Origin of the sequence: Burkholderia sp. WTPI3, assembly GCF_021483755.1 — a bacterium.
GTDB lineage: Bacteria > Pseudomonadota > Gammaproteobacteria > Burkholderiales > Burkholderiaceae > Burkholderia.
The window spans coordinates 1-26637 of record NZ_JAGIXF010000019.1 but is presented as its reverse complement, the minus strand read 5'-3'; the positions used below and the strand labels follow the sequence as shown (position 1 = coordinate 26637).

Annotated in this window: 34 protein-coding genes and 1 tRNA gene; 2 read left to right on the top strand and 33 right to left on the bottom strand. The window is 64.9% G+C overall.

What is annotated here, in order from left to right; translation table 11 throughout:
• Positions 1-735, top strand: a complete 735-nt coding sequence (locus tag J7024_RS13000; protein WP_124828647.1) for a LytR/AlgR family response regulator transcription factor — start codon at positions 1-3, stop codon at positions 733-735.
• A 185-nt stretch (positions 736-920) separates the two neighbouring features.
• Here J7024_RS13000 and J7024_RS12995 read toward each other — a convergent pair.
• From J7024_RS12995 to J7024_RS12965, 7 genes are all read right to left on the bottom strand, one after another.
• Positions 921-996, bottom strand: a tRNA-Thr gene (locus tag J7024_RS12995).
• Positions 997-1015: 19 nt separating this feature from the next.
• Positions 1016-1543: a ClpXP protease specificity-enhancing factor gene (locus J7024_RS12990; protein ID WP_124828648.1), complete on the bottom strand. Its 528-nt coding sequence runs from the start codon at positions 1541-1543 to the stop codon at positions 1016-1018.
• Positions 1544-1614: 71 nt separating this feature from the next.
• Positions 1615-2226, bottom strand: coding sequence for a glutathione S-transferase N-terminal domain-containing protein (locus J7024_RS12985; protein WP_006400565.1), 612 nt, complete (start codon positions 2224-2226; stop codon positions 1615-1617).
• A 94-nt stretch (positions 2227-2320) separates the two neighbouring features.
• Entirely contained in the window at positions 2321-3079 is a 759-nt protein-coding gene (locus J7024_RS12980; RefSeq protein WP_175761248.1) for a cytochrome c1, read from the bottom strand.
• A gap of 21 nt (positions 3080-3100) precedes the next feature.
• Positions 3101-4483, bottom strand: a complete 1383-nt coding sequence (locus J7024_RS12975) for a cytochrome b (protein ID WP_124828650.1) — start codon at positions 4481-4483, stop codon at positions 3101-3103.
• Positions 4483-5103 (bottom strand): ubiquinol-cytochrome c reductase iron-sulfur subunit, encoded by a 621-nt coding sequence (gene petA / locus J7024_RS12970; protein ID WP_124828651.1) that lies wholly within the window; start codon positions 5101-5103, stop codon positions 4483-4485. Before petA ends, J7024_RS12975 begins: the two co-directional genes overlap by 1 nt.
• Before the next feature lie 218 nt (positions 5104-5321).
• Entirely contained in the window at positions 5322-6068 is a 747-nt protein-coding gene (locus J7024_RS12965; RefSeq protein WP_124828652.1) for a Nif3-like dinuclear metal center hexameric protein, read from the bottom strand.
• Positions 6069-6089: 21 nt separating this feature from the next.
• Here J7024_RS12965 and J7024_RS12960 point away from each other — a divergent pair, with 21 nt between their 5' ends.
• A complete protein-coding gene (locus J7024_RS12960; RefSeq protein WP_124828653.1) occupies positions 6090-7295 on the top strand; it encodes a S1C family serine protease in 1206 nt (401 codons plus the stop codon).
• A gap of 193 nt (positions 7296-7488) precedes the next feature.
• Here the strand turns inward: J7024_RS12960 and tatC are convergent, their stop codons facing one another.
• The 26 genes from tatC to thiE all read right to left on the bottom strand — a co-directional run.
• Positions 7489-8271: a twin-arginine translocase subunit TatC gene (gene tatC / locus J7024_RS12955; protein WP_124828654.1), complete on the bottom strand. Its 783-nt coding sequence runs from the start codon at positions 8269-8271 to the stop codon at positions 7489-7491.
• A 41-nt stretch (positions 8272-8312) separates the two neighbouring features.
• Positions 8313-8846, bottom strand: a complete 534-nt coding sequence (gene tatB, locus J7024_RS12950; RefSeq protein ID WP_124828655.1) for a Sec-independent protein translocase protein TatB — start codon at positions 8844-8846, stop codon at positions 8313-8315.
• Positions 8847-8871: 25 nt separating this feature from the next.
• On the bottom strand, positions 8872-9102 hold the full coding sequence (tatA, locus tag J7024_RS12945) for a Sec-independent protein translocase subunit TatA (protein WP_124828656.1): 231 nt from the start codon (positions 9100-9102) through the stop codon (positions 8872-8874).
• 93 nt (positions 9103-9195) lie between these two features.
• Positions 9196-9561 carry a histidine triad nucleotide-binding protein gene (locus J7024_RS12940; protein ID WP_124828657.1) on the bottom strand — a complete coding sequence of 122 codons (366 nt, stop codon included), beginning with the start codon at positions 9559-9561 and terminating at the stop codon, positions 9196-9198.
• A gap of 29 nt (positions 9562-9590) precedes the next feature.
• The gene (locus tag J7024_RS12935; RefSeq protein ID WP_096504261.1) at positions 9591-9983 is read right to left on the bottom strand and encodes a DUF4870 family protein; all 393 of its coding nucleotides are present in this window, start codon (positions 9981-9983) and stop codon (positions 9591-9593) included.
• A gap of 71 nt (positions 9984-10054) precedes the next feature.
• Positions 10055-10420, bottom strand: a complete 366-nt coding sequence (locus tag J7024_RS12930) for a phosphoribosyl-ATP diphosphatase (RefSeq protein ID WP_044845953.1) — start codon at positions 10418-10420, stop codon at positions 10055-10057.
• The gene (gene hisI / locus J7024_RS12925) at positions 10417-10833 is read right to left on the bottom strand and encodes a phosphoribosyl-AMP cyclohydrolase (protein ID WP_124828658.1); all 417 of its coding nucleotides are present in this window, start codon (positions 10831-10833) and stop codon (positions 10417-10419) included. Before hisI ends, J7024_RS12930 begins: the two co-directional genes overlap by 4 nt.
• Positions 10833-11606, bottom strand: a complete 774-nt coding sequence (hisF, locus tag J7024_RS12920) for an imidazole glycerol phosphate synthase subunit HisF (RefSeq protein ID WP_096504259.1) — start codon at positions 11604-11606, stop codon at positions 10833-10835. Before hisF ends, hisI begins: the two co-directional genes overlap by 1 nt.
• A gap of 121 nt (positions 11607-11727) precedes the next feature.
• A complete protein-coding gene (gene hisA / locus J7024_RS12915; RefSeq protein WP_124828659.1) occupies positions 11728-12483 on the bottom strand; it encodes a 1-(5-phosphoribosyl)-5-[(5-phosphoribosylamino)methylideneamino]imidazole-4-carboxamide isomerase in 756 nt (251 codons plus the stop codon).
• A 310-nt stretch (positions 12484-12793) separates the two neighbouring features.
• Complete coding sequence (hisH, locus tag J7024_RS12910; RefSeq protein WP_124828660.1) at positions 12794-13435, bottom strand: imidazole glycerol phosphate synthase subunit HisH; 642 nt, start codon at positions 13433-13435, stop codon at positions 12794-12796.
• Positions 13432-14052: a YchE family NAAT transporter gene (locus J7024_RS12905; RefSeq protein ID WP_124828661.1), complete on the bottom strand. Its 621-nt coding sequence runs from the start codon at positions 14050-14052 to the stop codon at positions 13432-13434. Before J7024_RS12905 ends, hisH begins: the two co-directional genes overlap by 4 nt.
• Before the next feature lie 60 nt (positions 14053-14112).
• Complete coding sequence (gene hisB, locus J7024_RS12900) at positions 14113-14700, bottom strand: imidazoleglycerol-phosphate dehydratase HisB (protein WP_006477126.1); 588 nt, start codon at positions 14698-14700, stop codon at positions 14113-14115.
• Positions 14701-14765: 65 nt separating this feature from the next.
• Positions 14766-15839, bottom strand: coding sequence for a histidinol-phosphate transaminase (gene hisC, locus J7024_RS12895; protein ID WP_124828662.1), 1074 nt, complete (start codon positions 15837-15839; stop codon positions 14766-14768).
• 120 nt (positions 15840-15959) lie between these two features.
• Positions 15960-17276, bottom strand: a complete 1317-nt coding sequence (hisD, locus tag J7024_RS12890) for a histidinol dehydrogenase (protein WP_124828663.1) — start codon at positions 17274-17276, stop codon at positions 15960-15962.
• A gap of 24 nt (positions 17277-17300) precedes the next feature.
• Positions 17301-17954, bottom strand: a complete 654-nt coding sequence (gene hisG, locus J7024_RS12885) for an ATP phosphoribosyltransferase (RefSeq protein WP_006751807.1) — start codon at positions 17952-17954, stop codon at positions 17301-17303.
• A complete protein-coding gene (murA, locus tag J7024_RS12880) occupies positions 17951-19300 on the bottom strand; it encodes a UDP-N-acetylglucosamine 1-carboxyvinyltransferase (protein ID WP_124828664.1) in 1350 nt (449 codons plus the stop codon). Before murA ends, hisG begins: the two co-directional genes overlap by 4 nt.
• Positions 19301-19313: 13 nt before the next feature.
• Entirely contained in the window at positions 19314-19553 is a 240-nt protein-coding gene (locus tag J7024_RS12875) for a BolA family protein (protein ID WP_006477131.1), read from the bottom strand.
• Between the two features lie 50 nt (positions 19554-19603).
• Positions 19604-20443, bottom strand: coding sequence for an ABC transporter permease (locus J7024_RS12870; protein WP_233409937.1), 840 nt, complete (start codon positions 20441-20443; stop codon positions 19604-19606).
• A complete protein-coding gene (locus J7024_RS12865; protein ID WP_124828665.1) occupies positions 20440-21366 on the bottom strand; it encodes an ABC transporter ATP-binding protein in 927 nt (308 codons plus the stop codon). Before J7024_RS12865 ends, J7024_RS12870 begins: the two co-directional genes overlap by 4 nt.
• Before the next feature lie 191 nt (positions 21367-21557).
• Positions 21558-21833 (bottom strand): STAS domain-containing protein, encoded by a 276-nt coding sequence (locus tag J7024_RS12860; RefSeq protein WP_124828666.1) that lies wholly within the window; start codon positions 21831-21833, stop codon positions 21558-21560.
• Positions 21830-22459: an MlaC/ttg2D family ABC transporter substrate-binding protein gene (locus tag J7024_RS12855; protein ID WP_124828667.1), complete on the bottom strand. Its 630-nt coding sequence runs from the start codon at positions 22457-22459 to the stop codon at positions 21830-21832. Before J7024_RS12855 ends, J7024_RS12860 begins: the two co-directional genes overlap by 4 nt.
• 110 nt (positions 22460-22569) lie before the next feature.
• Positions 22570-23478 carry an MlaA family lipoprotein gene (locus J7024_RS12850; RefSeq protein WP_124828713.1) on the bottom strand — a complete coding sequence of 303 codons (909 nt, stop codon included), beginning with the start codon at positions 23476-23478 and terminating at the stop codon, positions 22570-22572.
• A gap of 32 nt (positions 23479-23510) precedes the next feature.
• Complete coding sequence (gene mlaD / locus J7024_RS12845) at positions 23511-24062, bottom strand: outer membrane lipid asymmetry maintenance protein MlaD (RefSeq protein WP_124828668.1); 552 nt, start codon at positions 24060-24062, stop codon at positions 23511-23513.
• Between the two features lie 24 nt (positions 24063-24086).
• Positions 24087-24854 carry a lipid asymmetry maintenance ABC transporter permease subunit MlaE gene (gene mlaE / locus J7024_RS12840; protein WP_096504237.1) on the bottom strand — a complete coding sequence of 256 codons (768 nt, stop codon included), beginning with the start codon at positions 24852-24854 and terminating at the stop codon, positions 24087-24089.
• Positions 24851-25672, bottom strand: a complete 822-nt coding sequence (locus J7024_RS12835) for an ABC transporter ATP-binding protein (protein WP_124828669.1) — start codon at positions 25670-25672, stop codon at positions 24851-24853. The genes mlaE and J7024_RS12835 overlap by 4 nt, the downstream gene beginning before the upstream one ends.
• A gap of 84 nt (positions 25673-25756) precedes the next feature.
• Positions 25757-26637 (bottom strand): thiamine phosphate synthase (gene thiE / locus J7024_RS12830; RefSeq protein ID WP_234745110.1); only part of this gene is annotated, 881 nt, incomplete at its 5' end.

Genomic DNA, 26637 nt, shown 5'->3' with positions numbered 1-26637 from the left:
ATGCCGACCGCCCTCATCGCCGACGACGAACCGAACCTGCTGGCCTTGCTTGCGCAGCGACTGCGCCAACTCTGGCCCGAACTGGAGATCGTCGCGATGCCGTGCAACGGTGTCGAAACGCTTGCCGCGTTGCATGCATCGCCGCGCCCGGACATCGCGTTTCTGGATATCCGGATGCCGGGCATCGACGGGTTGAAGCTTGCGTCGCTGGTGCCCGACGTGCATGTCGTGTTCGTCACGGCCTACGAAGAATATGCGGTCGATGCGTTCGATCGTGCGGCGGTCGATTACCTGCTGAAGCCGGTTACGGACGAGCGACTGTTGCGCTGTATCGCGAAGCTGCAGCGCGGCGGGCCGGCAGCCGCACACGCCGATGCGCTCGTGCAGGCAGCGCAATCGCGCGACGCGGCGCCGATCCGCTGGTTGACGGTGGGCGTGAAGGATGCGACGCGACTCGTTGCGGTCGACGACGTGCTGTATTTTCAGGCGTCGGACAAATACACCGAAGTGGTGACAGCCGACGAGCGACTCGTGATTCGCACGCCGTTGAAGGTACTGATGCCGCGGCTCGATTCGGGACGATTCGCGCAGGTGCATCGCGGGGTGATCGTTGCATACGCAGCGATCGACCGCGTCGAACGCGACTTGCTGGGAAGGCTGCGGATTCGCGTGCGCGGGCAACGGGAGATGTTGCCGGTCAGTCGCGCGTATGCGGGGTTGTTCAGGCAGATGTGACGGACGTCTATCCCGAAGATCGGGAAACGCGTGCGTCGATTCCGGCTCTCGCCGCGCCAGCTTGAGCGTTTACCGCACATCGCGGCCAATTTGCCTTCAACCCAACGCGAATTCGACGTCTCGTAGAGTTGGGGCAGAAACGAAAAAAGGGGTTACGCAAACATCGCGTAACCCCTTTTCGGATTTGGTGCCGGCTGCAGGACTCGAACCCGCCACCTGATGATTACAAATCAACTGCTCTACCAGATGAGCTAAGCCGGCGTAAGCCCAAGATTGTACCTCATTTCACGATCTTGAGGCGAGGTCTGCTGCTGCCTTTCGACCCGTCTCCATCGGATTTCGGCGGTTCGTCGGCGCCTTCGGAGGGTTCCTCGTTCGCGCCGCTGTCGGCGACGGGTGTCAACGGGGACGAAGACGCGTCGCGCGACGCGCCATCGTCGGCCGCCTGCGCGGCATCGTCTTCGAATGCCCCCGAATCCTCGGCCTCGCCGGCCACCGCATCGACCTGGAACGCCATCCCCTGACCGTTCTCCCGCGCATAGATCGCGAGCACGTTGGCCACCGGAATCTCGATCTTGTGCGCCTTCCCGGAGAACCGGGCAGTGAACTCGATCCACTCGTTACCCATCTGCAGCTGGCTCGTCGCCTCGAAGCTGATGTTGAGCACGATCTCGCCGTCACGCACGAACTGACGCGGCACGCGCGTCGAGTTGTCGACCCTCACCGCGATATGCGGCGTGTAACCGTTATCGGTGCACCACTCGTACAGCGCGCGCAGCAGATAAGGCTTCGTTGAAATCTCTTGCATCACAATCCTCGAACCCGGAGCGAGCACGCGGCACGCCGCGCCGCCCGCTCCGTCATGCACTCATTGCATCATCAACGACGCATGACCTTTTCGGACGGCGTCAGTGCTTCGATATAGGCCGGACGGCTGAAGATCCGTTCCGCGTACTTCATCAGCGGCGCGGCATTCTTCGACAGTTCGATACCGTAGTGATCCAGACGCCACAGCAGCGGCGCGATCGCAACGTCGAGCATCGAGAACTCTTCGCCGAGCATGTACTTGTTCTTCACGAAGATCGGCGCGAGCTGCGTCAGGCGATCGCGGATTGCGAGGCGTGCCTTCTCGTGGTTCTTCTCGGCAGCCTTGCCCTTCTCGTTCTCGAGCGTGCTGACGTGAACGAACAGTTCCTTCTCGAAGTTGAGCAGGAACAGGCGCGCACGCGCACGCTGCACCGGATCGGCCGGCATCAGCTGCGGATGCGGGAAGCGCTCGTCGATGTATTCGTTGATGATGTTCGATTCGTACAGGATCAGGTCGCGCTCGACCAGAATCGGCACCTGACCGTACGGGTTCATCACCGAAATGTCTTCCGGCTTGTTGAACAGGTCGACGTCACGGATTTCGAAGTCCATGCCCTTCTCGAACAACACCAGCCGGCAACGCTGGGAGAACGGGCAAGTTGTGCCGGAATACAGAACCATCATATTTGCGTTTCCTCAAAAAAGCCGAGGGCCGGCACGCGGCGCAACCCCTTTCACGGGTTTCGCCTTGCGCCGGCCCCACGCCGGTCAGGCGTGTTTACTTGATATCTTTCCAGTACGCGGCATTGAGCCGCCAGGCCAGGAAAGTCAGGACACCGAGAAAGATCAGCACCCACACGCCGAGACGTTTGCGGGTCTGCTGTGCCGGCTCGGCCATCCATGTCATATAGGCCACCAGGTCGGCAACCGCAGCATCATAATCCGCCGGCGACAACGTCCCCGGCGTGACCTGCTGGAAGCCGACGAGCGTGTGGACCTTCTCGCCCGTCTCCTCGTCCGTCTTGTCTTCGAATTTGGCCGTCCGCTGCCCCTGCAGCTGCCACAATACGTTGGGCATGCCGACGTTCTCGAACACCGCGTTGTTCCAGCCGGTCGGCCGCGTATCGTCGCGGTAGAAACCGCGCAGATACGTATACAGCCAGTCGCGGCCGCGCGCCCGCTCCTCGACCGACAGGTCGGGCGGTGTGGTGCCGAGCCAGTTCTTCGCGTCTTCGGGCCGCATCGCAACGGACATCGTGTTCCCGACCTTGTCGGTCGTGAACAGGAGATTCGTTTCGATCTCCTTCTGGGATATGCCCAGATCCGTCAGACGGTTGTAGCGCATCAGGTTCGCGCTGTGGCAGTTCAGGCAATAGTTTACAAACAATTGCGCGCCGTGTTGAAGCGAAACGAGATTTTCCGTGTTATCGGGCGCCCGGTCGAGCGGAAAATTACCTTCCGCGCGTACGGCCGGCGCCGCGAGCAGCGCAACGGCCGTCACCCCGATCATCGCGAGCGTCGAAAGCAGTTTCTTCATGTCGTTCTCTCCTCGCTCGCGTTAATGGGGCTTGAAGCGCACCCGCTCCGGCGGCTGCTTGAACGTGCCAAGCGGCGTCCAGACGGGCATGCCGAGGAAGAACGCGAAGTAGATCAGCGCGCAGCCCTGCGCAATCAGCGTCGCAGCCGGCGATGGCGGCCGTGTGCCGAGGAACGCGAGGGTCAGGAACGCCGCGACGAAGATCCCGAGGAACACCTTGTGGAACAGCGGCCGGTAGCGGATCGACTTCACCGGGCTGCGGTCGAGCCACGGCAGGAAGAACAGCGTGATCACCGCCGAGCCCATCACGACGACACCCCAGAACTTCGACTCCGTCAGGAACATGAACACGACGATCGCCGCGGCCAGCACCGGCAGCCCGGCCTTCCATTTGCCGCGCGCACGGATCAACGCCAGCACGCCGAGCAGCGCGATCACGATCATCAGCACGATCTTGAACGGGTCGGTGGTCGCGCGCAGCATCGCGTAGAACGCGGTGAAATACCAGACCGGCGCAATCTCCGGCGGCGTCTGCAGCGGGTTCGCCGGCACGAAGTTGTTCGACTCCAGGAAGTAGCCGCCCATCTCCGGCGCAAAGAACACGATCAGCGCGAACACCATCAGGAACACGCAGACGCCGAAGAAATCGTGCACCGAGTAGTACGGATGGAACGGGATGCCGTCGAGCGGAATGCCGTTCTCGTCCTTCTTCGCCTTGATCTCGATGCCGTCCGGATTATTTGACCCCACTTCGTGAAGTGCGACCAGATGCGCTATCACGAGGCCGACCAGCACGAGCGGGATCGCGATCACGTGGAATGCGAAGAACCGGTTCAGCGTGACATCCGACACGACGTAGTCACCGCGAATCCACAGCGACAGGTCCGGGCCGACGAACGGGATCGCCGAGAACAGGTTCACGATCACCTGCGCGCCCCAGAACGACATCTGGCCCCACGGCAGTAAGTAGCCGAAGAACGCCTCCGCCATCAGACAAAGGAAGATCGCGCAGCCGAAGATCCACACGAGCTCGCGCGGCTTGCGGTACGACCCGTACATCAGCCCGCGAAACATGTGCAAGTACACGACGACGAAGAACATCGACGCACCGGTCGAGTGCATGTAGCGGATCAGCCAACCCCATGGCACCTCACGCATGATGTACTCGACCGACGAGAACGCGAGCGTCGAGTCGGGCTTGTAGTTCATCGTCAGGAAAATGCCCGTGACGATCTGGTTGACGAGCACGAGCAGTGCGAGGGAGCCGAAGAAGTACCAGAAGTTGAAGTTCTTCGGCGCGTAGTACTCGGAAACGTGCTTTTTCCAGGTAGACGTGAGCGGGAAGCGCTGGTCGATCCAGCCTGTGAGACCTGTCGTGGAGACTTCTTTATTGTCGGCACCCATCACGCTTCTCCTTTCTCGTCCTTGCCGATCACGATGGTCGTCGCCGACGTGAACATGTAGGGCGGGATGTCGAGATTCTGAGGCGCCGGCTTGTTCTTGAACACACGGCCGGCGAGGTCGTAGGTCGAACCGTGACACGGGCACAGGAAACCGCCTGGCCAGTCGTCCGGCAGGTTCGGCTGCGGACCCGGCGTGAAGCGTTGGCTTGGCGTGCAGCCGAGGTGCGTACATACGGCCATCACGACGAGAATGTTCTTGCGATCGGTGCGCGAACGGTATTCGTTCGCGCAATACGCGGGCAACGGCATCGAATACGGGGATTTCGTGGTCGGATCGGCCACTTCCTTGTCGGCCTTGACCACGTCGGCCAGCATGTCGTCGGTGCGATTCAGGATCCAGACCGGCTTGCCGCGCCACGGCACGGTAACCATCTCGCCGGGTTTCAGGCTGCTGATGTCGACCTCGACCGGCGCGCCGGCCGCTTTTGCTTTTGCGGACGGCGCCAGCGACGCCGCGAAAGGTATGACGGTGGCCACGCCTCCTACGCCACCTGCTACGGATGTCGCAATCAGCCAGGTACGGCGGCCGCTGTCGACGCGTTTCTCTTCCTTGTCTCGCATCACACGCCCCACTTCTGAGTTGGATTTTCCGTCACGACTTTCCATTCCGTCGCTAGTTTGCTCGAATGGAGTCGCCATTTACAAGGCCCGGAGATGAAAATCCGTTCGAAGTGGTTGATAGTCAAGGGTTTTCCCCCACTACCGAAGCGATTAAATCATTTCACTTTTAAGCATTCGCTACATTGCAAAATTTCGATGCGCCGCCGCAAATCCGGCTTTCAGACCGGATTATGAATATCGATAAAAAGGTGTTCGATATCGAATTCTTCGGACAAGTGCGCACCGAGCGCCTGGATTCCGTAGCGCTCGGTCGCATGGTGCCCTGCCGCAACGAATGCGACGCCGCTTTCGGCCGCCGCATGCGTAATGGATTCGGATACCTCGCCGGTGAGGAACACATCGGCGCCGGCATCGATCGCCGCGTCGAAATAGCTCTGCGCGGCACCCGTGCACCACGCGATCCGGCGTAGCTGCATGTCGCGGTCGCCGAGCACGAGCGGCGTACGACCGAGCGTGTGCTCGACTTTCGCGACGAAGTGCTCGAGCGAGACGGGCATCGGCAGCGTCGCCATCCAGCCGAGGTCGCCGTCGCCGAAACGCTGCTCGCCGATCAGCCCGAGCTTCTCGCCGAGCTGCGCGTTGTTGCCGAATTCCGGGTGCGCGTCGAGCGGCAGGTGGTACGCGAACAGGTTCAGGTCGTTCGCGAGCAGCAGCTTCAGGCGCTGGTACTTGCGGCCGGTGATCTGCGGCGCCTCGTTGCGCCAGAAATAGCCGTGATGGACGAGCACCGCATCCGCTCCCCATTCGAGCGCCGCCTCGAGGAATGCGACCGACGCCGTGACGCCGGTGGCGATCTTCTCGATCTTGCGGCGCCCCTCGACCTGAAGGCCGTTCGGGCAATAGTCCTTGAAGCGCGCGGTTTCAAGGGTATTGTTCAAGTACAATTCAAGTTCGATCCGATCCATATAAACCTCTAATCCATTCAGATGCTTAGACGCTTCTGGCTGTTCTTCGCGCAGGCGGTAACCGTACTGCTCGCGCTGATGTTCATCGTCGTGACGCTCAAGCCGCAATGGCTGCAACGGCAAGGACAGCTCGGCAAGCAGCTCGCCACGCCGATCGTTGCACTGCGGGAGGTCGCGCCGGGCATCGGCGGCGCACCGGCGACCACGTCGTACGCCGAGGCAGCGCAAAAGGCGATGCCGGCCGTCGTCAATGTATTCTCCAGCAAGGACGGCTCTTTGCCGCCCGATCCGCGCGCGAAAGACCCGCTGTTCCGCTACTTCTTCGGCGACCGCAATGCCCGCAAGCAGCAAGACGAGCCGGCCGCCAACCTCGGCTCGGGCGTTATCGTGAGCCCGGAAGGTTACATTCTAACGAACCAGCACGTCGTGGACGGCGCCGACCAGATCGAAGTCGCGCTCGCCGACGGCCGCACGGCCACCGCGAAGGTAATCGGCAGCGACCCGGAAACCGATCTCGCGGTGCTGAAGATCAACGTGACGAACTTGCCGACGATCACGCTCGGCCGCTCCGACCAGGCGCGCGTCGGCGACGTCGTGCTCGCGATCGGCAACCCGTTCGGCGTCGGCCAGACGGTCACGATGGGCATCATCAGCGCGCTCGGCCGCAATCACCTCGGCATCAACACGTTCGAGAACTTCATCCAGACCGATGCCCCGATCAACCCCGGCAACTCGGGTGGCGCACTGGTCGACGTGAACGGCAACCTGCTCGGCATCAACACCGCGATCTACTCGCGCTCAGGCGGCTCGCTCGGCATCGGCTTCGCGATCCCCGTTTCGACCGCACGCACCGTGCTCGAAAGCATCATCACGAGCGGCTCGGTCACGCGCGGCTGGATCGGCGTCGAGCCGCAGGACGTCACACCGGAGATCGCCGAGTCGTTCGGGCTGTCGCAGAAATCGGGCGCGATCGTCGCGGGCGTGCTGCAAGGCGGCCCGGCCGACAAGGCCGGCATCAAGCCGGGCGACATCCTCGTCAGCGTGAACGGCGAGGAAATCACCGACACGACAAAGCTGCTGAACACCGTCGCGCAGATCAAGCCGGGCACGCCGACCAAGGTGCACGTCGTGCGCAAGGGCAAGGAGTTCGACGTGAACGTCGTGATCGGCAAGCGCCCGCCGCCGCCGAAACAGACGCTCGACGATCAGGACAGCGACTCCGAATGACGCCCGCCGGGCGGTGCGGCCGCGTCGCCTGCCGGATGTAGCCGGACATGAAAAAAGGGCAGCCGATCCGGCTGCCCTGTTGCTTTGCATCGCATGTCTTTCCCGGCGGCGGTGAACCTCTCCGCCCGCGCACCGTCCGCGCCACACCCGGCTTTGAAACATGGCCCAGGGGGCGTCGCACAAAGCGCCTTGGTCAACCCGCTGCGCCGTTCTCCGCTTCGCTCTCTTCCGTCGGCTTCGGCACGAAGAACCGTGCGGCCAGCAGCCCGACCTCGAACAGCACGATGAGCGGCAGCGCGAGCATCAGTTGCGAGAATACGTCCGGCGGTGTGACGACTGCCGCGACGATGAAGGCGCCGACGATTACGTACGGCCGGATCTCCTTCAGCTTCTTCACCGTCAGCACGCCCATGCGCACGAGCAGCACGACGATGATCGGCACTTCGAACGTGACCCCGAATGCGATGAACATCCCGAGCACGAAGCTCAGGTAGTTGTCGATGTCGGTCGACATCTCCGCACCGAGTGGCGCGTTGTAGTGCGCCATCACGCGGAAGATCGTCGGGAAGACGAGGAAATACGCGAACGCCATCCCGCACAGGAACAGGAAGTAACTGCTGCCGACGAGCGGCGCAACGAGCTTCTTCTCGTGCTGATACAGCCCTGGCGCGACGAACGCCCAGATCTGGTACAGCACGACCGGCAGCGCAATCACGAGGGCGACGAGCATCGTGACCTTCATGGGCACGAAGAACGAGCCGGTGACGTCGGTCACGATCATCCTGCCGCCCTTCGGCAGGTTCTCCATCAGCGGCCGCGCGAGCAGCCTGAAGATCTCGGGCGCCCAGTAGACGAGCCCGAGGAACACGACGATCACGGCCAACCCCGCGCGAATGATGCGATCGCGAAGCTCGACGAGATGGGAAATGAAGGTTTCTTCCGGGGCGTCGCCCGGGTTCTGCTGGGGGTCGCTCACACCGGCCCTCGGTAGGATTGACGAGCGAGCATGCGCTCGGCTCAGAAGAAGCGCGTCGGCCGGCGCAGGCTGGCCGGCTGATGGCGCGCGACACGCGCGGCGCCCGACTGCACGTGCGTGCGGCGGGTGGTCGCGCGCTTGTACCAGACAGGCGTCGCCGCCTGTTTCACGCGCCAGTTGCGACGCTTCGGCGCGAGCGGACCCGCGCTGCCACGCCACGACGACGGCGCTGCGGGCGTGTCGGAGCCGTACGCGCCGGCATCGACCGAGCCCTCATTGAGGCCGCCGACTGCGGAATGCCACGTGTCGTTCAGTTCCTTCTCGTGCTCGCGCAGGTTGTCGTGAATCGTCGTTTCGACATTGCGTGCGGCCGCCTCGAAATCAGTCTTCATCGTGCGCAGCGCGTCGAGCTCGATTTCACGCGAGACCTCGGCCTTGACGTCGTTGATGTACCGCTGCGCGCGACCGAACAATGCACCCGCCGTACGCGCGACGCGCGGCAGGCGCTCGGGGCCGAGCACCACGAGCGCGACGACGCCGATCAGCGCCATCTTCGAAAGACCGAGATCCAGCATCGCGAATGCCTGTCAGCGTGGCGGCTTACGCCTTGTTCGAGTCGGAACGCGTCGTTTCCTTCGCGTCGACGTCGACCGAGCCAGAGCGCGGCAGTTGCTGCGCATCCGCCGGCGTTTCGCCTTCCTTCATGCCGTCCTTGAAACCCTTCACGGCGCTGCCGAGATCGTTGCCGATGTTGCGCAGCTTCTTCGTACCGAAAACCAGCGCAACGATCAGCAGCACGATCAGCCAGTGCCAAATGCTCAATCCACCCATGATGAAACCTCTCCTCAACCGCGCCGCGTCGCGGCGTAAATCGCCGGCGGCGCGCCGGCTTCGACTATCGATACGGGGAAACGCCCCGCTGCGTCAACCCATCCGCTGCCACGGGCGCGGGCCGGCCAGGATGTGTGCGTGCAGGTGGTAGACCTCCTGCCCGCCACCGGGGCCCGTATTGATCACCGTGCGAAACCCGGTTTCGCCGCCCGTGTACGCGACGCCGAGCTGCTCGGCCAGACGCGCGACGAGCAGCATCAGCCGGCCGAGCATCGGTGCATCGGCATCGCCCGCCGCCGACAGCGTCGGCAGGTGCCGGCGCGGAATCACGAGCACATGCGTCTCGGCCGCCGGGCGGATGTCGCGGAACGCGACGAATTCGTCGTCCTCGTGCACCTTCGTGCTCGGGATCTCGCCCGCCGCGATCTTGCAGAACAGGCAATTCGGATCGTGACTCATGTTGCTCCTGCGAAACGCCCGCTCGCCGGTCAGAACCAGGCCTGCGGATCGAGCGTCTTGTTGTCGTTCAGGTACAGCCAACCCTTGATGATACGGTACAGCGTCCAGATCCATGTGACAAACATGATGACGAACCCGACCACCACGAACATCAGCGCGAAGCCGATCACGTAAGCGATCAGCGCGCGCCAGAACGTGCGGATCTGCCACTCGAAATGGTCGGCGTACGGCGTGCCGGCCACATCGCCGCGCTTCACGTAGTTGATGATGATCGCGATGATGCCGGTGACGCCGCCCGTCAGCCAATGAATCGCGTAGAGGCCGTACAACACGTGCGTCAGCGTGCGCAACCCGTTCAGCCGCTCGGCCTCCGCTGCGCCCTGCACCGACGGCGTCGGAAACTGGCTCGGCGTATCGGTCATGATGCTACCCTCGTAAGATGACAATTCTTACAGCTTACCGCACTGTTGCCGGTGCAGCAGGCCGTCGGCCGTCACCCGCCGTTTTCCTCGCGCTCGCGGCGCTTGCGCAGCGCCTTTTCCTCGATGCCCGACAGCCCTTCGCGACGCTCGAGTTCGGCGATCACGTCGGCCGGACTCAGGTCGAAATGCGACAGCATCACGAGGCAGTGGAACCACAGATCGGCCACTTCGCCGACCAGTGCCGTCGGAGCGCCGCCCTGGCGCACGTCCTTCGCGGCCAGCACGACTTCGGTCGCCTCTTCGCCGATCTTCTTCAGCACCGCGTCGTCGCCCTTGTGGAACAAGCGAGATACATACGATTGCTCGGGGTCGCCGCCCTTGCGGCTATCGATCACGGCTGCGAGGCGCAGCAGCGTGTCTTCGGTCGATTGCGTCATTTGTAGATGTGTTCGGGATCTTTCAGCACCGGATCGACCGCGACCCAGTCGCCGCCGTCCACGGTACCTTCGAATTTCTGGAAGAAGCACGAATGCCGGCCGGTGTGGCATGCGATGCCCGACACCTGCTCGACCTTCAGCAGCACGACGTCCTCGTCGCAGTCGAGCCGCACCTCGTGCACGTGCTGCACGTGGCCCGACTCCTCGCCCTTGAACCACAGGCGCTTGCGCGAACGCGAATAGTAGACCGCGCGCTGCGTCTCGATCGTCTTGGCCAGCGCCTCGCGGTTCATCCACGCGAACATCAGCACGTCGTTCGTCGACGCTTCCTGCGCGATCACCGGCACGAGGCCGTTGTCGTCCCAGCGGACCTTGTCGAGCCACGCTGGCAGGGATTTCGTTTCCGTATTCATCACAGCCTCACAGGGATGCCCTGGTCGGACATGAAGCGTTTCGCCTCGCCGACCGTGTGCTCGCCATAGTGGAAGATGCTCGCGGCCAGCACCGCGTCGGCGCGGCCGTCCTTGATGCCGTCCGCGAGATGCTGCAGCGAACCGACGCCGCCCGACGCGATCACCGGCACCGGCACCGCGTCCGACACGCCGCGCGTGAGCGCGAGGTCGAAGCCCGACTTCGTGCCGTCGCGGTCCATGCTCGTGAGCAGGATCTCGCCCGCGCCGAGTTCGGCCATCTTGCGCGCCCATTCGATCGCGTCGAGGCCCGTGCCCTTGCGGCCACCATGCGTGAACACTTCCCAGCGCGGCGTCTCGCCGTCGGCCGACACACGCTTCGCGTCGATCGCGACGACGATGCATTGCGAGCCGTACTTGTCGGCCGCGTCGCGCACGAGCTGCGGGTTCGCGACCGCCGACGAGTTCATGCTGACCTTGTCCGCGCCCGCGTTCAGGAGGCGCCGCACGTCTTCGACGGCGCGCACGCCGCCGCCGACGGTCAGCGGAATGAAGACCTGCGATGCGACGGCCTCGATGATCGGCAGGATCAGATCGCGCTGGTCGGAGGTCGCGGTGATGTCGAGGAACGTGAGTTCGTCGGCGCCCTGGTCGTCGTAGCGGCGAGCGATTTCGACGGGGTCGCCGGCATCGCGCAATTCAACGAAGTTGACGCCCTTGACGACACGCCCGGCAGTCACGTCCAGGCAGGGGATGATGCGTTTAGCTAGAGCCATGATGTTGCGCCAAATGCCGCGATGAGATGGCCGGTTGCGGACGGCCGGTTTCGGACGCCTCGCGCGAGGCGCCCGGTCGGGGCTGCCGGCAGGCAGCCCCCGGCGAGCGGAACGACCGCGCTTACGCGTCGTCGAGTTCGCCGTTCAGTTCGTCCGCGCGCTTTTGCGCGGCCGCGAAATCGAGATCACCGGAGTAGATCGCACGGCCGCAGATCACGCCTTCGACGCCGTGTTCTTCCACTTCGCAGAGGTTCTCGATGTCGGTGAGGTTCGACAGGCCGCCGCTTGCGATGACCGGAATGCCGACCGCCTGTGCGAGCTTCACCGTCGCCTCGATGTTGATACCCTGCAGCATCCCGTCGCGGCCGATGTCCGTGTAGACGATCGATTCGACGCCGTAGTCCTCGAACTTGCGCGCGAGATCGATCACTTCGTGGCCGGTAAGCTTGCTCCAGCCGTCGGTCGCGACCTTGCCGTCCTTCGCGTCGAGGCCGACGATGATGTTGCCCGCGAACGCGGTGCATGCGTCCTGCAGGAAGCCCGGATCCTTCACGGCCGCGGTGCCGATGATCACGTAGGAGAGGCCGGCGTCGAGATACTTCTCGATCGTCTCGAGGCTGCGAATGCCACCGCCGAGCTGCACGGGGATTTCGTCGCCGACTTCTTCGAGGATCGCTTCGATCGCTTCGAGATTCTTCGGCTTGCCGGCAAAAGCGCCGTTCAGGTCGACCAGATGCAGCCGCCGGGCGCCGAGATCGACCCACTTGCGGGCCATCGCCGCCGGGTCCTCGGAGAAAATCGTGGCCTGGTCCATATCGCCCTGTTTGAGGCGCACACACTGACCGTCTTTGAGATCGATGGCCGGAATCAGCAACATAGCAATCGGGTGTCGTCGTGGAAGAAGAAAAGAATCCGGCGCGCACCGGCCAAACCGGTGCCGCGCCGTCTCGCTAGTTTAGTACAACTCTTTCAGCGCTTAGGGCCTGCTCCCGCCGATAACGGGCTCGCGAACGTGCATTTCCGGTTCCACTGCAAGGCGCGAGGAGCGCCGTTTGACCAAACCGGACCAGCAACGATCGACGCCGCAATGCAGCAGGAAAGACACACTCCCCAAGCTAACAAATCATGCGCGGGACGGCCGCAACACGGGCCTTTCAGCCCCGCGAATTGTGGCACGCATGCGACGTTTACGGTTTCCAGTGTACGAAGTTGCGATACAGACGCAACCCGACCTCCGCGCTTTTCTCGGGGTGGAATTGGGTTGCGAAGAGGTTGTCCCGCGCGACCGCGGACGTAAACGTCGCACCGTACGCCGTTTCGCCCACCGTGTGCGCCGGGTTCTCCGGGCTCACGTAATAGCTGTGCACGAAGTAGAAATAGGCGTCGTCGGGCACGCCGTCCCACAACGGGTGCGGCTGCGATTGATGCACGCGGTTCCAGCCCATCTGCGGCACCTTGAAGCGCGAACCGTCGTCCTGCAGCTGGCCGTCGAGCTCGAACCGCACGACCTTGCCGGGCAACAGGCCGAGGCCCTTCGTGTCGCCTTCGGCGCTCCAGTCGAACAGCATCTGCTCGCCGACGCACACGCCGAGCAGCGGCTTCGTGCGCGACGCCTCGATCACCGCTTCCTGCAGCCCCGATTCGCCGAGGCAGCGCATGCAGTCCGGCATCGCGCCCTGGCCTGGCAACACGACGCGGTCGGCCGCGCGAATCGCGGCCGGCGTGTCGACGATCGCCACGTCGGCGGCCGGCTCGGCCTTCTTGAGCGCCTGCGCGACCGAGCGCAGGTTGCCCATCCCATAATCCACAATCGCAATCGAAGTTTTCATCTCAGTGCAGGCAGTAGCGCCCTCAGTCCATTGACGATGAATTCCACCGCCAGCGCCGACAGCATCAGACCCATCAGCCGCGTGGCGATGTTGATGCCGGTGCGGCCGACCCAGTTCGCGATCGGCTCGGCGAGCCGCATAGCGATAAAACACAGCAAAGCCAGGACCGCGCCAATCGCGACGAGCCCGGCTCGCTCATACCAGTGATGCGAGTTCGCCGCGTAGATGATCACCGTGCTGATCGAGCCGGGGCCCGTAAGCAGCGGAATCGCCAGCGGCACGACCGCGACGTTGTCCTTCATCTCGGCTTCGTGGCGCTCCTCGGGCGTCGATCGCGTGTTGCCGATCTGCGCGTTCAGCATGTTGATCGCCATCAGCAACATGATGATCCCGCCGCCCACTTCGAGCGAACCGACCGAAATGCCGAAGAAGTTAATGATCTGCTGCCCGAGCAGCACCGTCACCGTCATCACGCAGAACACCGACACCGAAGCGATCCGGATCGTGCGGCGCCGCTCGTCGTCCGTCTGCTGCGCCGTCAGGCTCAGGAAGAACGGCACCGCGCCGACCGGATTGATCAACGCAAGCAGCGAAATGAACGATTTGAGCAGATCCATCGCAAGCCGGCGCAGCGCGCCGAAGCCGTGAGATTGTCCCGGGCGCAGTCCGTCACGAAATCAGAGGCTGCCCTTCGTCGACGGAATCTGCCCCGCCGCTCGCTCGTCGAGCTCCACCGCCGCGCGCAGCGCCCGGCCGAAGGCCTTGAACACCGTTTCGAGCTGATGGTGCGCATTGATCCCGCGCAGGTTGTCGATGTGCAGCGTGACGCCCGCGTGATTCACGAACCCGCGGAAGAATTCGATCGACAGGTCGACGTCGAACGTGCCGATCCGCGCGCGCGTGAACGGCACGTGGAATTCGAGGCCCGGGCGACCCGAGAAGTCGATCACGACGCGCGACAGCGCCTCGTCAAGCGGCACGTACGAATGGCCGTAACGGCGGATGCCCTTCCTGTCGCCGATCGCCTTCGCGACGGCCTGACCGAGCGTGATGCCGACGTCCTCGACCGTATGGTGATCGTCGATGTGCGTGTCGCCATGCGCTTCAACCTCGAGGTCGACCAGACCGTGTCGCGCGATCTGGTCGAGCATATGGTCGAGAAACGGCACGCCGGTAGCCAGCTTCTGCTGGCCCGTGCCGTCGAGATCGAGCTTCACACGGATCTGCGTTTCGCTGGTATTGCGAACGACTTCCGCCACACGCATGGCAATTCCTTGAATGAGTCTGATTTAAATGGGGATTGATCGTCGCGCGCCACCGCGCCCTGGGCTCAACCGGGCAGCGCGAGTTTCAAAGCAGCCAGCAAGCGTGCATTTTCGTCGGGAGAACCGACGGTCAGCCGCACGCATTCGGCCAGCAACGGATGCATTTTACTCACGTTTTTGATCAACACCCGCTCGGTGAGCAGCGCATCGAACACGGTCGCCGCGTCCGGCACGCGCACCAGCAGGAAGTTGCCGGCGCTCGGATACACCGTCGTGCCCGGCAGCGCGGCCACGGCCTGTGCGAGGCGTGCGCGTTCCGTGCGCAGTTCGGCCGCCTGCGCATCGAGCACGTCGAGGTGATCGAGCAGGAAATCGGCGGTCGCCTGGGTCAGCACGTTGATGTTGTACGGCGGGCGCACCTTGTCGAACTCGTTCAGCCAGGCGGGCTGCCCGGCGAGATAGCCGAGGCGGATGCCGGCGAGGCCGAGCTTCGAGACCGTGCGCATCACGACGACGTTGTCGAACTCGGCGGCGCGCGGCAGCCACGAACGCTCCGCGAACGGCTGGTACGCCTCGTCGATCACGATCAGGCTGTGACGCGCGGCCGCGATGATGCGCTCGACGTCGGCTTCGTCGTACAGCGTGCCGGTCGGGTTGTTCGGATAAGCGAGATAGACGAGCGCGGGACGGTGCGCGTCGATTGCCGCGATCATCGCGTCGGCGTCGAGCGTCAGGTCGGCCTTCAGCGGCACGCCGACGAATTCGAGCTGCGCGAATTTCGCGGACAGTTCGTACATCACGAAGCCCGGCACCGGCGCGAGCACCTTCGCGCCCGGCTTCGCGCATGCCACCGACATCATGCTGATGATTTCGTCCGACCCGTTGCCGAGCAGCACGTCGCAGGCGGCCGGCACACCCATCGCGTGGCGCAGCTTGTCGAGCAGCGCGCCCGGGCGCGGCGCCGGGTAGCGGTTCAGCGCGACCTGCGCGAGGCGCTCGCCGAGTGCCGCGGCGAGCGGCGCGGGCAGCGAATACGGGTTCTCCATCGCGTCGAGCTTCACGAACCCGCTCGCGTCCGGCACCGGGTAGCTCGTCATCGCGAGCACATCGCGGCGGATGATGTCTTGTGGCGTCGTCATGGTCTCAAGCCGGCGTGCGTCGCGCCGGCGTCAAATGGTCGGCAAGGCGGCGGCTGCCGCCCTGCACCGGTCTCCAGACCGACCGGAACCGATGCTTCGGCATCGGCTCCGGCGCGCGTGTCACCCCTTCATCCGGAGTTCGGCGCTGCGAGCGTGCGCCTGCAGGCCCTCGCCGTACGCGAGCTCGGAGGCGATTTCGCCCAGCGTATGCGCCCCTTCGGCGCTGACTTCGATCAGGCTCGAGCGCTTGATGAAGTCGTACACGCCGAGCGGCGACGAGAAGCGCGCGGTGCGCGACGTCGGCAGCACGTGGTTCGGGCCGGCGCAGTAGTCGCCGAGGCTCTCGCTCGTGTAGCGGCCGAGGAAGATCGCACCCGCGTGGCGGATCTGCTGGCCCCATTGCTGCGGCTCCAGCGCGGAAATCTCGAGGTGCTCGGGCGCGATCTCGTTCGCGATCCGGCACGCTTCGGCCATGTCGCGCACCTTGATCAGCGCACCACGGCCTTCGAGCGATGCGCGGATCACGTCCTGGCGCGGCATCGTCGGCAGCAGCTCGTCGATTGCCTTCTCGACGCGCTCGAGGAACGCGGCGTCCGGGCACAGCAGGATCGACTGCGCGAGCTCGTCGTGCTCGGCCTGCGAGAACAGGTCCATCGCGACCCAACTCGGATCGGTCGTGCCGTCGCACAGCACGAGGATTTCCGACGGCCCGGCGATCATGTCGATGCCGACCGTGCCGAACACGCGGCGCTTCGCCGATGCGACGTATGCGTTGCCCGGCCCGCAGATCTTGTCGACCGCCGGCACCGTGGCCGTGCCGTACGCGAGCGCGCCGACCGCCTGCGCGCCGCCGATCGTGAACACGCGATCGACGCCGCCGAGCAGCGCCGCGGCTAGCACGAGGTCATTCTTCACGCCGTCCGGGGTCGGCACGACCATCACGATCTCGCCGACGCCCGCTACTCGCGCGGGAATCGCGTTCATCAGCACCGACGACGGATAGGCCGCCTTGCCGCCCGGCACGTACAGGCCGACGCGGTCGAGCGGCGTGACCTTCTGGCCGAGCACCGTGCCGTCGCTTTCCGTGTACTGCCAGCTATGGGTGCCGCACTCGATCTTCTGCTTCTCGTGGTACGCACGCACGCGCGCAGCCGCGGCTTCCAGTGCCGCGCGCGCCTTCGGCGCGAGGCCGTCGAGCGCCGTCTGCAGCGCGTCCTGCGGCAGTTCGAGCGCGGCGACGCTGTTGGCGTTCAGCCGGTCGAAGCGGTTCGTGTACTCGAGCACCGCGGCGTCGCCGCGCGACTTCACGTCGGCGAGGATCTGCGCGACCGATTGCTCGATCGCTTCGTCCTCGCTCGCCTCGAATGCGAGCACCGCACGCAGCGCGGCATCGAAGCCTTCGCTCGTCGAATCGAGTTTGCGGATGGTGATGGCCATGGGAGTTCCGTTACGGTGATGCGCTCAATTGCCATTCTGCGACGCGCGTTCGAACGCGTCGAGAATCGGCTTGAGCGCCGCGCGCTTCAACTTCAGCGCAGCCTGGTTCACGACGAGGCGCGACGAGATCGCCATGATCTCCTCGACCTCGACCAGATTGTTCGCCTTCAGCGTGCCGCCCGAGCTAACGAGGTCGACGATCGCGTCGGCCAGCCCGACCAGCGGCGCCAGTTCCATCGAACCGTACAGCTTGATCAGGTCGACGTGCACGCCCTTCGCGGCAAAGTGTTCGCGAGCCGTTTCGACGTACTTGGTCGCGACCCGCAGGCGCGCGCCCTGGCGCACCGCGTTCGCGTAGTCGAAACCGGCCGGCACGGCCACCGACATCCGGCAGCGTGCAATGTTCAGATCGATCGGCTGGTACAGGCCCGAGCCGCCGTGCTCGACCAGCACGTCCTTGCCGGCCACGCCGAAATCGGCCGCGCCGTATTCGACATAGGTCGGCACGTCGCTCGCGCGCACGATAATCACGCGCAGGTTCGGATCGGTCGTCGGCAGGATCAGCTTGCGCGACGTTTCCGGATCCTCGGCCACCTGCACGCCGGCAGCCGCCAGCAGCGGCAGGGTTTCCTCGAAAATCCGGCCCTTCGACAGGGCGAGGGTCAGCGGCGCGGTCATGCTTGGCTCCCGGAAAGGCGGCGCACGCTCGCGCCGACAGCGGTCAGTTTGGCTTCCATGCGGTCGTAGCCGCGGTCCAGATGGTAGATGCGGTCGACGAGCGTTTCGCCTTCGGCACGCAGCCCGGCGATCACGAGGCTCGCCGACGCGCGCAGGTCGGTCGCCATCACGGTTGCGCCGGACAGCTTGTCGACGCCGGTCACGAGCGCCGTGTTGCCGTCGACCGTGATGTTCGCGCCGAGCCGGTTCAGCTCCTGCACGTGCATGAAGCGATTCTCGAAAATGGTCTCGACGACCTGCGCGGTGCCCGTCGCGATCGAATTGAGGGCCATGAACTGCGCCTGCATGTCGGTCGGGAACGCCGGGTATTCCGACGTGCGGATCGTCACCGCCGACGGGCGGCGGTCCATCTTCACGCGCAGCCAGCTGTCGCCTTCCTCGATCGACACGCCGGCTTCGCGCAGCTTGTCGACCACCGCGTCGAGGATCTGCGGGCGCACGCCCGTCAACATCACGTCGCCGCCGGCCGCTGCGACCGCGCACAGGAACGTGCCGGCCTCGATACGGTCGGGAATCACCGAATGGTGCGCACCATGCAGGCGCTCGACGCCCTGGATCACGAGGCGGTCGGTGCCGATGCCGTCGATTTTCGCGCCCATCGCAACCAGCAAGTGTGCGAGATCGCTCACTTCCGGCTCGCGCGCCGCGTTTTCGATCACCGTCTCGCCGTCGGCCAGCGTCGCGGCCATCAGCAGGTTTTCGGTGCCCGTCACCGTGATCATGTCGGTCACGATGCGCGCGCCCTTCAGACGCTTCGCGCGCGCTTCAATGAAGCCGTGCTCGATGCTGATCTCGGCGCCCATCGCCTGCAGGCCCTTGATGTGCTGATCCACCGGACGCGCGCCGATCGCGCAGCCGCCCGGCAGCGACACCTTCGCTTCGCCGAAGCGCGCGAGCAGCGGCCCGAGCACGAGGATCGATGCGCGCATCGTCTTCACGAGCTCGTACGGTGCGACGAGGTTGTCGACGCGCGACGCGTCGAGCTGCACGCGGCAGCCGTCCGTTTCGCTCTTCACGCCCATCTGGTTCAGCACCTTCAGCGTGGTACGCACGTCCTTCAGGTTCGGCACGTTGTCGAGCTCGACCGGATCTGCGCTCAGCAGCCCCGCGCACAGGATCGGCAGCGCGGCGTTCTTCGCGCCGGACACGACGATCTCGCCGGACAGCCGGCGACCGCCTTCGATCACGAGCTTGTCCATCCCCTGTCCCTGCGATTCCCCGTTGGCGGCCGGGTGTGCCGTGGCGACGCTCTGGACGGCGTCGCGCTCGTTGACGGTGACTTGCACTCAGTGGTTCCGGTTATGCGTTCTGCCATTCGGCGGGCGTCAGCGTCTTCATGCTGAGCGCGTGGATTTCCTGCTTCATGCGATCGCCGAGCGCCGCATAGACGAGTTGGTGCCGCTGGATCGGCCGCTTGCCTTCGAAGGCCGCCGACACGATCGTCGCGAAGAAATGCTGGCCGTCGCCTTCGACTTCCAGATGAGTGCAGGCGAGACCGCCGGCGATGTATTGCTTGACCTGTTCGGGAGTCGGCAACATGAGGGGCTCCTGTCGGCGCGCGCCGCCTGTGGCGGCCGCTGCCGTCGATATCAATGACGCAGTTTGTAGCCGGTCGCGAGCAGCCGCATCGCGAATATCGCGAGCAGCACGAAGAAACCGGTGACGATGGCGAGGCTCGCGAGCGGGTTGATGTCGGACGCGCCGAAGAACCCGTAACGGAAACCGTCGATCATGTAGAAAAACGGGTTGAGACGCGAAATCTCACGCCACACGGGCGGCAGCGAGTGCGTCGAATAGAACACGCCGGACAGGAACGTCAGCGGCATGATCAGGAAGTTCTGGAACGCGGCGAGCTGGTCGAACTTCTCGGCCCAGATCCCGGCGATCAGCCCGAGCGTGCCAAGGATCGCCGAACCGAGCAGCGCGAACGCGATGATGAACAACGGCGCCGCGAAATGCATCGGGATAAACCAGATCGTCACGACGAACACGCCCGTGCCGACCGCCAGCCCGCGCACCACGGACGCGAGCACGTACGCGCCGAAGATGTCCTTGTAGGACAGCGGCGGCAGGAGCACGAACACGAGGTTGCCGGTGATCTTCGACTGGATCAGCGACGACGAACTGTTCGCGAACGCGTTCTGCAGCACGCTCATCATCACGAGGCCGGGAACGAGAAAGCTCACGTACTCGACGCCCGGATACACCTCGACGCGGCCCGACAGCGCGTGACCGAAGATCGTCAGATACAGCAGCGCCGTCACGATCGGCGCACACACCGTCTGGAACGACACCTTCCAGAAACGCAGGAGTTCCTTGTAGAACAGCGTGCGAAAACCGCTTCCCGCTACTCGCCGAGCCGCCCCAAGAGTGGCGGGCGCCCCCTCGGGGGGCAGCGAACGAAGTTCGCGTGGGGGTTGTTGATTCATGCCAATCCCTCGATCACCTCGGCCCCGTTCATCACCTGGACGAACACATCTTCGAGGTCGGCCTTGCGGACCTCGATCTCGTCGAACGTGCAGCCCGCCGCACGACACTGCGCGAGAATGCGTTCGACATCGTCGTAGCTCGTGAGACGCAGCAGGTGCTCGCCCGGCGCGCGTGCGGCCGGATCGGTCTCCAGCCCGCGCAGCTCGGCGGGCAGCGCGCCCGCCGCCAGGCGCAGGTACAGCTGCAGCCCCGCGAAACGACGCAGCAGCGCGTCGGTGCGGTCGAGCGCGACGACTTCACCGCGACGCAGCATCGCAATGCGGTCGCACAGCGCCTCGGCTTCCTCGAGATAATGGGTGGTCAGGACGATCGTGTGGCCCTCGCGGTTCAGTCGCGAGATGAATTTCCACAGCGTCTGGCGCAGTTCGACGTCGACGCCGGCGGTCGGCTCGTCGAGCACGATCACGGGCGGCCGGTGCACGAGCGCCTGCGCGACCAGCACGCGGCGCTTCATCCCGCCCGACAGCGCGCGCATGTTCGCGTCGGCCTTCTCGGTGAGATCGAGATTGGCCATCACTTCGTCGATCCAGTCGTCGTTGCGGCGCAGTCCGAAATAGCCGGACTGGATCCGCAGCGTCTCGCGGACGGTGAAGAACGGATCGAAGACGAGTTCCTGCGGCACGACGCCGAGCGCGCGGCGCGCGCCGCGGAAGTCCTTGACGACATCGTGGCCGCGCACCGAGATGCTGCCTTCATCGGCCCGGGCGAGCCCGGCGAGGATACTGATGAGCGTGGTCTTGCCTGCGCCGTTCGGGCCGAGCAGACCGAAAAACTCGCCTTCCTCGACCGACAGACTGACGCCCTTGAGCGCCTGAAGCGATTTGTAGCGCTTCTTGACGTGACGGATTTCTATGGCTGACATGACTGTGCGCGGCGCAATGGCCGCGACGCCTATTCTGGTGCTTGCTGCGAAAGAAAATGGGGGACGGACGCCGATTGGCTGCCCCGCAAAACGCTTGATTATAGGGCAAACCGGCTAGCGGAGCCGGTGCCGGAGGCACGCGGCCTGAAGCTTGCGCGCCGGGCGGCGCGGCAGGCTTCGGTCGGACAGGGTCAATGTCGCCCGGTGCCTTCGATGAGCGCGTCGACGCCGTAAGCGCGCGCGAGGCTGGCGAGCTTCGGGGGGAGATTGAGGATGTCGAGGGTCGCGCCGCGCGCTTTGGCGGCGCGTTGCCATGCAAGCAGCACGGCGAGCGCGGACGAATCGAACTGCGTCAGCGCCGCGCAATCGACAGCGGTTGCGCCCGCGCCGATGCGCGCGAGACCGTCCGCGAGCGCGGACTTCGCGCTCGCGACGGTCAGCGAGGAGCCGGCCGCGAAGCCGCTCACGACACCTGCTTGCCGGCGGCAAGTTCCTGGTTGCGCTGCGTCAGGAACTTGATCAGGCCGTCCACACCGCTTTGCTGGATCTTCTCGTTGAACTGCTGCTGGTACGTCTGGATCAGCCACGCGCCGAGCACGTTCAGGTCATAGACCTTCCAGCCGTTGGTCGACTTGTACAGGCGGTAGTCGATCTGCACCGGCTGGCCGTTGTTCATCGCAACCGTCTTGACCACGACGTCGGTATCGGCCGGATCGGCACGGAACGGCGGGTACTGGATCTGCTGGTCCGGCTTCAGTTGCGCGAGCGCGCCCGAATACGTGCGGATCAGCAGCAGCTTGAACTGCTCCTGAATCTGCTGCTGCTGTTCGGCCGACGCCGTGCGCCAGTTGCGGCCCATCGCGAGCTGCGTGGTGCGGCGGAAATCGGTGTACGGCAGGATGTCCTTGTTGACGATCGTGATGATGCGGTTCGTATCGCCCTGCTTGATCGTCTGCTGCTTGACTTCGTCGAGCACCTGCTGCGTCGCCGTCTTGATCAACGCCTGCGGGTTCGACTGGTCGACTTGCGCGTGAGCTGCGCTGCCGAACGAGAACAGCGCCGCGAAAACGGGGATCAGGAACAGTTTTTTCATCATAGTGACCTGCATGAATGAGTCGATGCGGAGGTTGGAGCCGGTAGCTTACGCGCAAGTTCGCGCCCGCTACCGACTGAATCGTTTCCGGCTGTAACGAATGTATCCGCTCAGAACCGGATGTTCGGCAGATGCAGGCCGCCCGGTGACGGCGGCGCCACCTGCATCGGCGGCACGGTCGTCGCGCTGGCCGGATTCGGCGATGCGGCCGGACCCGAAGCCGGCGCCGCAATCGCCGCGCCCGATGCGCCGGCCGGCGCCGGTGCCGCGCCGTCGTCCGGCAGGTCGTACTTCGGCAGCGCATCGTTGCCCGATGTCGTGGCGGCCTCGCCGCGCGCGTTGTCGATCAGCATCTGGCGGCGCTGCAGGTATGCGTTGCGCACAAACGAATACTTGTCGAGCGCCGCAGCATCCAGCACATCGCCCGCACCGAGCAGGTTCGCCCGCGCGTTGACGAGGTTCACGCCGAACAGGCCCCAGCTCAGGCCGTCCGGCTTCACGTAGGTAAGCGGGTTGCCGACGTAGTCGACGCCGAGGCCCGCCGTGTCGCGCAGCGTGCTCGGGCCAAGCAGCGGCAGCACGAGATACGGGCCCGACGGCATGCCGTAACGGCCCATCGTGATCCCGAAGTCGGCCGTGTGCTTCGGCAGCTTCGCGATCGTCGCGACGTCGAACAGGCCGCCGACGCCGAACACCGTATTGATCACGACGCGCATGATGTCGCCGACGCCGTCCGCGATCCGCAGCTGCACGATGTTGTTCGCCGCAATGTAGACGTCGCCGATGTTCGAGAAGAAGTTCGTCACGCTCTCGCGCACCGGCTGCGGCACCACGTATTGGTAGCCCTTCGCGACCGGCTTCAACGCGTACGTGTCGACCGTATCGTTGAACTTGTACATCGTCCGGTTGAAGCCTTCGAGCGGATCACCCTTGGTCGGCGTCTGCACGGTCGCGCAGCCGCTCAACGCGGCGACTGCCGCAACCGCAAGCGCGGCGTGCCTGATGCGGATCGTCTGCATGGTCATTACCCTCTTGTCTTTCTCTCGTGTGGTTATTGGGCGCCCGAAGCGGACACCGCGGACGCCGGTACCGCCACCGGTGCGGGCGCGGCCGGCGCACCGGCCGCCGGCTTCGCGCCGCCCGCGTCGGCTGCCTTGCTGTACAGGAACTGGCCGATCAGGTTCTCGAGCACGATCGCAGACTGCGTCATCGTGATCGTATCGCCCGTCTTCAGCATTTCGGTGTCGCCGCCCGGCTCGAGGCCGATGTACTGCTCACCGAGCAGGCCCGACGTCAGGATCTTCGCCGACGAATCCTTCGGGAACGGGTACTGGCCGTCGATATCGATCGTCACCAGCGCCTGATAGGTATTGGTGTCGAAGCCGATCGTCTTCACGCGGCCGACCACGACACCCGCGCTCTTCACGGCCGCGCGCGGCTTCAGCCCGCCGATGTTGTCGAATTTCATCTTCACCGAATAGGTCGGCTGAAACGACAGCGAGCTCATGTTGCCGACCTTCAGCGCCAGGAACAGCACCGCAAGGAAGCCCACCACCACGAACAGGCCGACCCAGAAGTCGAGAGCAGTCTTTTTCATCGTCATTCCAAAATTTGGCTTGGCTGAGGCTTAGCTGAACATCAGCGCGGTCAGCAGGAAATCGAGGCCGAGTACGGCGAGCGACGCGAACACGACCGTCTTGGTCGTCGCGCGCGACACGCCTTCGGGCGTGGGCTTCGCTTCATACCCTTGATACAGCGCAACGAAGGTCACGGCGAACCCGAACACGATGCTCTTGAGCACGCCGTTGCCGACGTCGGCCCAGACCTGGACCCCGCCCTGCATCTGCGACCAGAACGCGCCCGGATCGACGCCGATCAGCACGACCCCGACGAAATAGCCGCCGAGCACGCCGACCGCGTTGAAGATCGCCGCGAGCAACGGCATCGCGATGATCCCGGCCCACATGCGCGGCGCGATCACCGTCTTGATCGGGTCCACCGCCATCATCTCGAGCGCGGTGAGTTGCTCGCCGGCTTTCATCAGGCCGATCTCCGCGGTGAGCGACGTGCCCGCGCGCCCCGCGAACAGCAGCGCCGTGACCACGGGCCCGAGCTCGCGCACGAGCGACAGCGCGACCAGCAGGCCGAGCGCCTGCTCGGATCCGTAGCGATTCAGCGTGTAGTAGCCCTGCAGGCCGAGCACGAAGCCGACGAACAGGCCCGACACGGCGATGATCACGAACGAATAGTTGCCGAGAAAGTGGATCTGCTTCGTGACAAGCCGCGGCCGGCGCAGCAGCGGGAAGAATTCCAGCACGAGGCGCACGAACAGGCGCGTGCCGTAGCCCGCGCGCTCGAGGCCGCCGATGACGTAACGTCCGATCGCGCTGATCATGCGCGCCCTCCGCCGAGCCCGAAATCCGCCGCCAGCGGCGGGCTCGTGTAGTGAAATTTGAACGGGCCGTCCGGCGCGCCGTCGATGAACTGGCGCACGCTCGGATCGGTCGATGCGCGCAGCTCGTCAGGCGTGCCCTGCGCGAGCACGCCGCCGTTGGCGAGAAAGTACACGTAATCGGCGATCGCGAACGACTCCGGCACGTCGTGCGTGACGAGGATCGACGTCGCGCCGAGCGCCTGGTTCAGCGTGCGGATCAGGTTCGCGGTGATGCCGAGCGAAATCGGGTCGAGGCCGGCGAACGGCTCGTCGTACATGATGAGCTGCGGGTCCAGCGCGATCGCGCGGGCGAGCGCGATGCGGCGCGCCATCCCGCCCGACACCTCGGACGGCATCAGGTCGCGCGCGCCGCGCAGGCCGACCGCGTTCAGCTTCATCAGCACGAGGTCGCGGATCAGGTCTTCGGGAAGATCGGTGTGTTCGCGCAGCGCGAACGCAACGTTCTCGAACACCGACATGTCGGTAAACAGTGCACCGAACTGGAACAGCATGCCCATCTTGCGGCGCAGCGCATACAGGCCCTCGCGGGTCTGCGCGCCGACGTCGGCGCCGCCGAACAGCACCTGGCCGCGGCGCGCACGCACCAGGCCGCCGATCAGGCGCAGCACGGTCGTCTTGCCGCAACCCGACCCGCCCATGACAGCGACGACCTGGCCGCGCCCGAAGCGCATGTTCAGGTTCGACAGGACGAGGCGGTCGCCGTAGCCAAAGTCGACGTCGCGAAGTTCCAGCAGTGTCTCGGTAGGAGTGGGGCTCACGGAGCTGACAGTCCTTTTACGCAGAACGCCGAATTATAGGGCCTGCCTTGGAATGATGTCGTGACGCCGTTCCGAGCCCCGCGGTCAATGATTGTCAAATTGTCGGGCAAAACATTGCTGCAACGCAACAATCGCCGCCCGATAATCGATAGCCCCCGTCACCGCACTGACCACCGCAACGCTGCCCACGCCCGTCGCGAGTACGTCCGGCAACGCGTCGAGTCCCACGCCGCCGATCGCGACGAGCGGCGCCCGCTCGCCCGCGAAGCGCGCATAGCGGGCAATCCGCGCCAGGCCCTGCGGCGGTGCCGCGACCGCCTTGGTCGCGGTCGCGTACACCGGGCCGAGCGCGAGATAGCTCGGGCGCTCGTGCAATGCCCGCAACATTTCGTAATAACCGTGGCTCGACAGCCCGAGCCGCAGGCCGGCGCGCGCGATCGCGGCGAGGTCGGCCGTCTCGAGGTCTTCCTGACCCAGATGTACGCCGTACGCACTCTCTTCTACTGCGATCTGCCAGTGATCGTTGATGAACACGCGCGCATCGGGGTAACGGCGCCCCGCCGCGACCGCACGCGCGATCTCCCGGCGCAACGCATCGGGATTCGCGTCTTTCACGCGCAGTTGTACGGTCCGTGCGCCGCAATCGAGCACGCGCTCGACCCATTCTGCATCCGGTACGACCGGATAGAGGCCGAGTTGCGGCGGGCATGGCGGGAACGCCGGCTCCGGCGCGGCAGCCAGGCCGGCGACGCGTGGAAACCGCGCGGCGTCGACCGGCCACGCGTCCGCGCCGCGCGCCTCGTCGCCGTCGCGCCACGCCAGCGCGAGCACCAGCGCGTCGATCGGCGCGAAACCGCAATCGAGGAATGCGGCGAGCGCCGCGATCCAGTCGTCCGCGAGCGGATGCGCGGCTTCGAGCGCGTGGCGCACACCCGAGGCATGCAGCGCCGCGCCGTGTTCATCGA